Origin of the sequence: Accumulibacter sp. (assembly GCF_031732815.1) — a bacterium.
In the GTDB taxonomy this organism is placed as follows: Bacteria; Pseudomonadota; Gammaproteobacteria; order Burkholderiales; family Rhodocyclaceae; genus Accumulibacter.
Map to the genome: position 1 here is coordinate 1 of NZ_JAVMKF010000089.1, position 6,272 is coordinate 6,272.

General features: G+C 63.6%; 6 protein-coding genes. 3 read left to right on the forward strand and 3 right to left on the reverse strand.

What is annotated here, in order from left to right:
- Both hemH and hrcA read right to left on the reverse strand, forming a co-directional pair.
- On the reverse strand, positions 1-557 hold a 557-nt coding region (hemH, locus tag RKP46_RS07120), incomplete at its 3' end, for a ferrochelatase (protein ID WP_311106003.1).
- Positions 557-1,585: a heat-inducible transcriptional repressor HrcA gene (gene hrcA, locus RKP46_RS07125; protein WP_311106004.1), complete on the reverse strand. Its 1,029-nt coding sequence runs from the start codon at positions 1,583-1,585 to the stop codon at positions 557-559. The genes hemH and hrcA, both read right to left, overlap by 1 nt.
- A 77-nt stretch (positions 1,586-1,662) precedes the next feature.
- Here hrcA and RKP46_RS07130 point away from each other — a divergent pair, with 77 nt between their 5' ends.
- Together RKP46_RS07130 and recN are read left to right on the forward strand one after the other, a co-directional pair.
- Entirely contained in the window at positions 1,663-2,589 is a 927-nt protein-coding gene (locus tag RKP46_RS07130) for an NAD kinase (protein WP_311106005.1), read from the forward strand.
- 23 nt (positions 2,590-2,612) lie between these two features.
- Positions 2,613-4,268, forward strand: coding sequence for a DNA repair protein RecN (gene recN, locus RKP46_RS07135; RefSeq protein WP_311106006.1), 1,656 nt, complete (start codon positions 2,613-2,615; stop codon positions 4,266-4,268).
- Positions 4,269-4,365: 97 nt separating this feature from the next.
- On the opposite strand, the gene RKP46_RS07140 is transcribed toward recN, so the two are convergent.
- Complete coding sequence (locus tag RKP46_RS07140) at positions 4,366-4,674, reverse strand: transcriptional regulator (protein WP_311106007.1); 309 nt, start codon at positions 4,672-4,674, stop codon at positions 4,366-4,368.
- Between the two features lie 240 nt (positions 4,675-4,914).
- Between RKP46_RS07140 and RKP46_RS07145 the strand changes: the two genes are divergently transcribed.
- The gene (locus RKP46_RS07145; protein WP_311106008.1) at positions 4,915-6,207 is read left to right on the forward strand and encodes an aspartate kinase; all 1,293 of its coding nucleotides are present in this window, start codon (positions 4,915-4,917) and stop codon (positions 6,205-6,207) included.
- The last annotated feature ends 65 nt before the right edge of the window (positions 6,208-6,272 follow it).

Genomic DNA, 6,272 nt, shown 5'->3' on the forward strand with positions numbered 1-6,272 from the left:
GCCAGGTAGCCCGGATCGTCGGCGAAGCTGCGCACCATCCGGATTTCCGGCTGATTGCGCGTCTCCTGCAGCCACCTGCAAGCCGCGTCGAAAGCGGCGGCGGTGGTGCTTGCCGCGTATTGCGGATAGAGCGGCAAAAGGAGGATTCGCGTACAGCCGTCCGCCTTCAGGTGCGAAAGGCTCGCGCCAATCGACGGTTCGCCGTAACGCATTGCGTAGTCGACGACCACCCGATGCCCGGCGCGACCGAGAAAACCGAGCAGCAGCTTGGCTTGACGGGCCACGTGCACCTGCAGCGGCGAGCCTTCTGCCGTCCACACCGAGGCATACTTCTCGGCTGAACGACGCGGTCGAACATTGAGGATTATGCCGTGCAGAATCGGCCACCAGACGATCCGCGGCAGATCGACGACGCGCGGATCGGAAAGGAACTCGCGCAGGTAGCGACGTACCGCCGCGGTCGTCGGCGCCGCGGGCGTCCCCAGATTGATCAGAAGAACCGCGGTGCGCGCTGCCAAGCCATGGCTGTGCGGCGGCTCCGGCTGTACAGGCGGCATCAGCGGGTCGCCTGATAGGTCAAGGCCGAGGAAAGCAGGCGGGCCGTGATATCGACGATCGGAATGACGCGTTCATAGGCCATGCGGGTTGGTCCGATCACGCCGACCGAACCGACCACCTGGCCATCGACTTCGTAGGCGGCGGTCACCACGCTGCATTCGTCGAGCGGTGCCAGCCCGGACTCTCCGCCAATGAAAATCTGGACGCCATCCGCGCGCTGCGAAAGATCGAGCAACTGCATCAACGAGGTGCGCTGCTCGAAGAGATCGAAAAGCTCGCGCAGACGCTGCATGTTCGAGGAGAACTCCTCGACTTCGAGCAGATTGCGCTCACCCGAAATGACATAGCGGTCGTCCGCCCCGCGCATCACCTCGTCACCGGCAACCAGGGCCGCTGTCATCAGCGCCTGCAGGTCGCCACGCAAAGCGAGCAATTCCTCACTGACATGCTGGCGGATTTGTTCGAAGTCGCCGCCGACGAAGTGCTGATTCAAGTAATTGGTCGCCGTAACCAGTTCGGCTGGCGTGTAAGGCCGCCCGGGAAAGAGCAGTCGGTTCTGTACATCGCCATCGGTGGTCACCAGGATGAGCAGAATCCGCCGTTCCGAGAGGCTGACGAATTCCATCTGGCGGATCTTCGGCTGCCGCCGGCGTGGGGCGAGCACCACGCCGGCAAAGTGCGTCAGCCCGGCAAGCAGGTGCGAGGCGTTGCTGATCAGTTGGCGCGGCTGCGACGGGTGTAGCTGCTCTTCGATGACATCGATTTTCTCACGGTCGAGCGGTCGCACCGTGAGCAGGCTGTCGACGAAAAAACGATAACCGCGCGAGGTCGGTACGCGCCCGGCAGAGGTGTGCGGGCTGGCAATCAGCCCGATATCTTCGAGGTCGGCCATCACGTTGCGCACGGTGGCCGCCGACAGATCGAGTCCGGAGTAGCGCGACAAGGCGCGCGAGCCGACCGGCTGCCCTTCCGCGATGTAGCGTTCGATCAGCGTCTTGAGAAGGGTTCGGGCACGTTCGTCGAGCATGCCGGCGATTCTACAAAAAATTGCCCGTCCTCGGGGAACGGCGGAAAGATGCTGAATTGTGGTTTAATTGTCCCCCCATGAACAACGCCTTCCCAAGGGCAGCGCCGGACAGCACGCCACTGCCGCGAACCATTGCATTGGTCGGCAAGTACAACAGTCAGGAAGCTGCTGCGTCGATCCGCCTGCTCGCCGGCTATCTGCACGAGCGTGGCATGACCGTGCTGATCGAGGAGGAGACCGCGCTCAATCTCGGTTCGCAGATCGAGTTGCGGACCTGGGCGAGCGGAAACTTCGCCTGGCTGGGCGCGCATTCCGACATGGCGATCGTCGTCGGCGGAGATGGCACGATGCTCAACGCGGCGCGCCAGTTCGCGCGCTACCGCGTTCCCCTTATCGGCGTCAACCAGGGGCGCCTCGGCTTCCTGACCGACATTGCGCGGCGCGACCTGCTCGCCTGCCTGGACGAACTGCTCGACGGCCGCTTCGTCGCCGAAACGCGCATGCTGCTCGATGCCGAGGTCCTGCGCGACGGACGACCGATCGCCAGCAACCTGGCGCTCAACGACATCGTCGTCGACAAGGGCGCCACCGGGCGAATGATCGAATTTGAACTGCTGATCAATGGCGAGTTCATCTACCGCCTGCGCGCCGATGGCCTGATCGTCGCCACCTCGACCGGGTCGACCGCCTACGCCCTGTCGGCCAACGGACCGATCCTGCATCCGCAGGTGTCAGCCATCGCGCTCGTGCCGCTCTGTCCGCACGCCTTGTCGAACCGGCCGATCCTGGTCGGCGACACCTGCGAAATCGAGATTCATGTCGTCTACGCAACCGATTCGCGCGCCCACTTCGACGGTCAGGTCACCGTCGACCTGAAAAGCGGCGACTACGTGGCAATCCGCCGATCAGCCTACTCGATCTGCCTCCTGCACCCACCCGGCTACAGCTATTTCGCCATGCTCCGTCAGAAGCTGCACTGGAGCGAGCGGCCGAAAGAGCACTAGTCCGCCTGCGCGAAGACTGCCCGATGCTCTGCCGCCTGACCATCCGCGATTTCGTTCTCGTCGAGCAGCTCGAACTCGACTTTGCCGGCGGGTTCGGCACGCTGACTGGCGAAACCGGTGCCGGCAAGTCGATTCTGGTCGACGCGCTGGCCTTCGCCTTGGGCGAGCGCGCCGATTCCGGTCTGATCCGGGCAGGCGCCGCACGCAGCGAGGTAAGCGCCGAGTTTGCCCTCGATGATGCGCCGGCAACCGCCGAATGGCTGGCGGCGAATGACCTTGGCGCAGCGGGAAGCCTGCTTTTGCGGCGCGTCGTCGACAGCAACGGACGCTCACGCGCCTACCTGAACGGCAGCCCGGTCACCGTCCAGCAGTTGCGCGAGGCCGCCGAGACGCTGGTCGACATTCACGGACAGCACGCCCATCAGTCGCTGCTGCGCGGCGAGGCACAACGCGCGCTGCTCGACGGGCATGCCCGGCTCGACCCGCTGGTCGCCGAGGTCAGCCAGGCGTGGCGCGCCTGGCGCGCGGCGAAAGCCGCCCTCGACGCGGCACAGGGCAGCGCCGAGGCCTTGATCGCCGAACGCGAACAATTGGGCTGGCAGATCCGGGAACTTGAAACACTCGGCTTCTCGCCTGACGAGTGGCTGTTGCTGAACGACGAGCACAAGCGTCTGGCGCACGCGGCGAGCCTGATTGAAGGCGCCCAGGCGTCACTGCAAGTCCTCGCCGAGAGCGACGCAGCGTGCGAGGCGCAGGTCGCCGGCGCGGCCAGCCGGATCAGCGAGCTGGCCGACTACGACCCGGCGCTGTCCGATGTCGCCGTCTTGCTGCAGTCGGCGCAAACCAATCTGCGCGAAGCGATTTCGCTGCTTCGGCGCTACGCTGACCGGGTCGAACTCGACCCACAGCGCTTGAGCGACATCGAGCGCCGGATCGAAGCCGTGCTCACTTGTGCAAGAAAATTCCGTTGCTCAACCGAAGACCTGCCCGGCCTGCTCGCTCGCTGGCACGAGCGCTTTGCAGAATTGGCCGAGGCAGTCGATGTCGCCGGCCTGGCCGAGCGCCTGGCCACGACGCGTGCGAGCTACGAAGATCTGGCCCGACGCCTGTCGGCCGGGCGCAGCCGCGCGGCCGCGACGCTCGCTGACGAGGTCAGCCTGGTCATGCAGCAACTGGCACTCGCCGGTGGTCGCTTCCAGGTCGCGCTGCTGCCGGTCGACGGTGGCAGCGCCAGCGGCTTCGAGCAGATCGAGTTTCGCGTCGGCGGCCTGGCGGGCAGTGAAGCGCGTCCCTTGGCCAAGGTCGTCTCGGGCGGCGAGCTGTCGCGCATCAGCCTGGCGATTCAGGTCGTCACCAGTCAGGCGGCAAGCGTTCCGACGCTGATCTTCGATGAAGTCGATGTCGGCATCGGCGGCGGGGTGGCGGAGGTCGTCGGTCGACTGCTACGCGAGCTTGGCGCGCAGCGCCAGGTGCTCTGTGTGACTCACCTGCCACAAGTTGCCGCGCGCGCCAAGTGGCAGTGGCAGGTCAGCAAGCGAGCCGACGGCGCGCAGGCGCGCAGTCAGGTGACGCTGCTTGAGGGATCGGCCCGCATCGAAGAGATTGCGCGTATGCTCGGCGGGGTTGAAATCACCGCGATCACACGCCAGCACGCGCGCGAAATGCTCGGCCTGGGCTAGGTCACGCGACGATGCTGTTCGCGCTGGATGCGGCGATACGGCTGCGGGGTAAGACGGTGGCGGCTTGGCGCTGGCCGCCGCTGGGCGACGGTTGCAATCAGCCAGCAGACTTCTTCAGCCGGTTGCGGGCAGCCTTCCTGAGCGCCTTGAATTGATCAGGGTCTTCCGCCTTGAGATACTCGACAACCTCGAAGTCCTCGCGCTTCAGACGCTGAATGTCGATCTGCTCGATGTGCACCAGGCGGAGCAACTCACGAACCGGCTTTGGCATGTTGCGCCCACTTTCGTAGCGCGAACCACCACTCTGCGTAACTCCGAGCTTCGACCAGAACTGTTGCTGATTCATCCCAAGCCTACGGCGGATCTCACGCGGGTCGACCCGCTCAGCGACTTTGACGGTGCTCATGGCTGTCCTTTCTTGCAGTTACCGCACGCAAATCGGCAGAAAACCCGCTCCTGCGCCTCCTACGCGCTATGTCCTTGGTAATACAAGAGACACTATAAAGCATCGTGGAGGAATTGCAAGCAGCATTTGAATAGACCATCGGCTTAAGCACCAAGGCATACGCGTCGGCGGCAGCTTCCACCCACAAACCGCTTGAACACGCTACAATGCTGATTCTTTGGTCTTTCATTTGGATCTGTAATGGCACTGATTGTTCAGAAGTTCGGCGGCACATCGGTGGGCTCGACAGAGCGCATCAGGAATGTTGCCCGACGCGTGGCCCGCTGGCACGCGCGCGGCCATCAGGTCGTCGTCGTTCCCTCGGCAATGGCCGGGGAAACGAATCGACTGCTTGCTCTGGCCAAGGAGATGTCACCCTCGCCCGACCCGCGGGAACTGGATGTGATCGCATCAACCGGTGAACAGGTCACCATCGCCCTGCTCGCCATCGCGCTGCACGCCGAAGGAATTCAGGCGCGCAGCTTCACCGGCCCGCAGGTTGGCGTGCTGACCGACAGCACCTTCACCAAGGCCAGGATTCTGAAGATCAACCAGGACAAGATTCGCAAGTCGCTGAACGAGGGAAGCGTCGTCGTCGTCGCCGGTTTCCAGGGGGCGGACGAGGAAGGCAACATCACCACCTTGGGCCGCGGCGGTTCCGATACCTCGGCAGTAGCGCTGGCGGCCGCCTTGAAAGCGGACGAATGCCAGATCTACACCGACGTCGACGGCGTCTACACCACCGACCCGCGCGTCGTTCCCGAAGCGCGCAAACTCGACACGATCACCTTCGAGGAAATGTTGGAAATGGCGAGCCTGGGCTCCAAGGTCCTGCAAATCCGCTCGGTCGAGTTCGCCGGCAAGTACAAAGTCAAGCTGCGCGTGCTGTCGAGCTTCGAAGAGGACTTTGAAGACGACTGTGCAGGTACGCTGATCACAATTGAGGACAAGAAGAGAATGGAACAGCCTGTCATTTCCGGAATTGCATTCAACCGCGACGAAGCCAAGCTCACCGTGCTCGGTGTGCCCGACCGGCCGGGAACGGCGTTTCAGATCCTCGGTCCGGTAGCCGACGCGAACATCGACGTCGACATGATCATTCAGAACATCGGCCACGACGGTACCACCGACTTCTCCTTCACGGTCAACCGCAACGATTACACCAAAGCGATGAAGATCCTGAAGGAAGTCAAGGAGCGGATCGGCGCGCGCTCGGTGGCTGGCAATCCGACGATCTGCAAGGTGTCGGCCGTCGGCGTCGGCATGCGCTCGCACCCGGGAGTCGCCAGCCGAATGTTTGCCGCGCTCGGCAAGGAAGGCATCAACATGGCGATGATCTCCACCTCGGAGATCAAGATCTCGGTGGTCATCGACGAGAAATCACTTGAACACGCGGTGCGCACGCTGCACAAGGCCTTCGGCCTGGAAAAGCCGCAGAAGTCGAAGTTGAGTTTGACCGGTCGCGACGAAACCGATATCATCACCCCCTCCTAGGAGACGTGGCCGAGAGGTCGAAGGCACTCCCCTGCTAAGGGAGCATGCGGGCATAAACCTGCATC

Coding starts and splice junctions, on each gene's coding strand:
- RKP46_RS07145 (WP_311106008.1), top strand. CDS start 4,915: ATGGCACTGATTGTTCAGAAGTTCGGCGGCACATCGGTGGGCTCGACA.
- RKP46_RS07140 (WP_311106007.1), bottom strand. CDS start 4,674: ATGAGCACCGTCAAAGTCGCTGAGCGGGTCGACCCGCGTGAGATCCGC.
- hrcA (WP_311106004.1), bottom strand. CDS start 1,585: ATGCTCGACGAACGTGCCCGAACCCTTCTCAAGACGCTGATCGAACGC.
- recN (WP_311106006.1), top strand. CDS start 2,613: ATGCTCTGCCGCCTGACCATCCGCGATTTCGTTCTCGTCGAGCAGCTC.
- RKP46_RS07130 (WP_311106005.1), top strand. CDS start 1,663: ATGAACAACGCCTTCCCAAGGGCAGCGCCGGACAGCACGCCACTGCCG.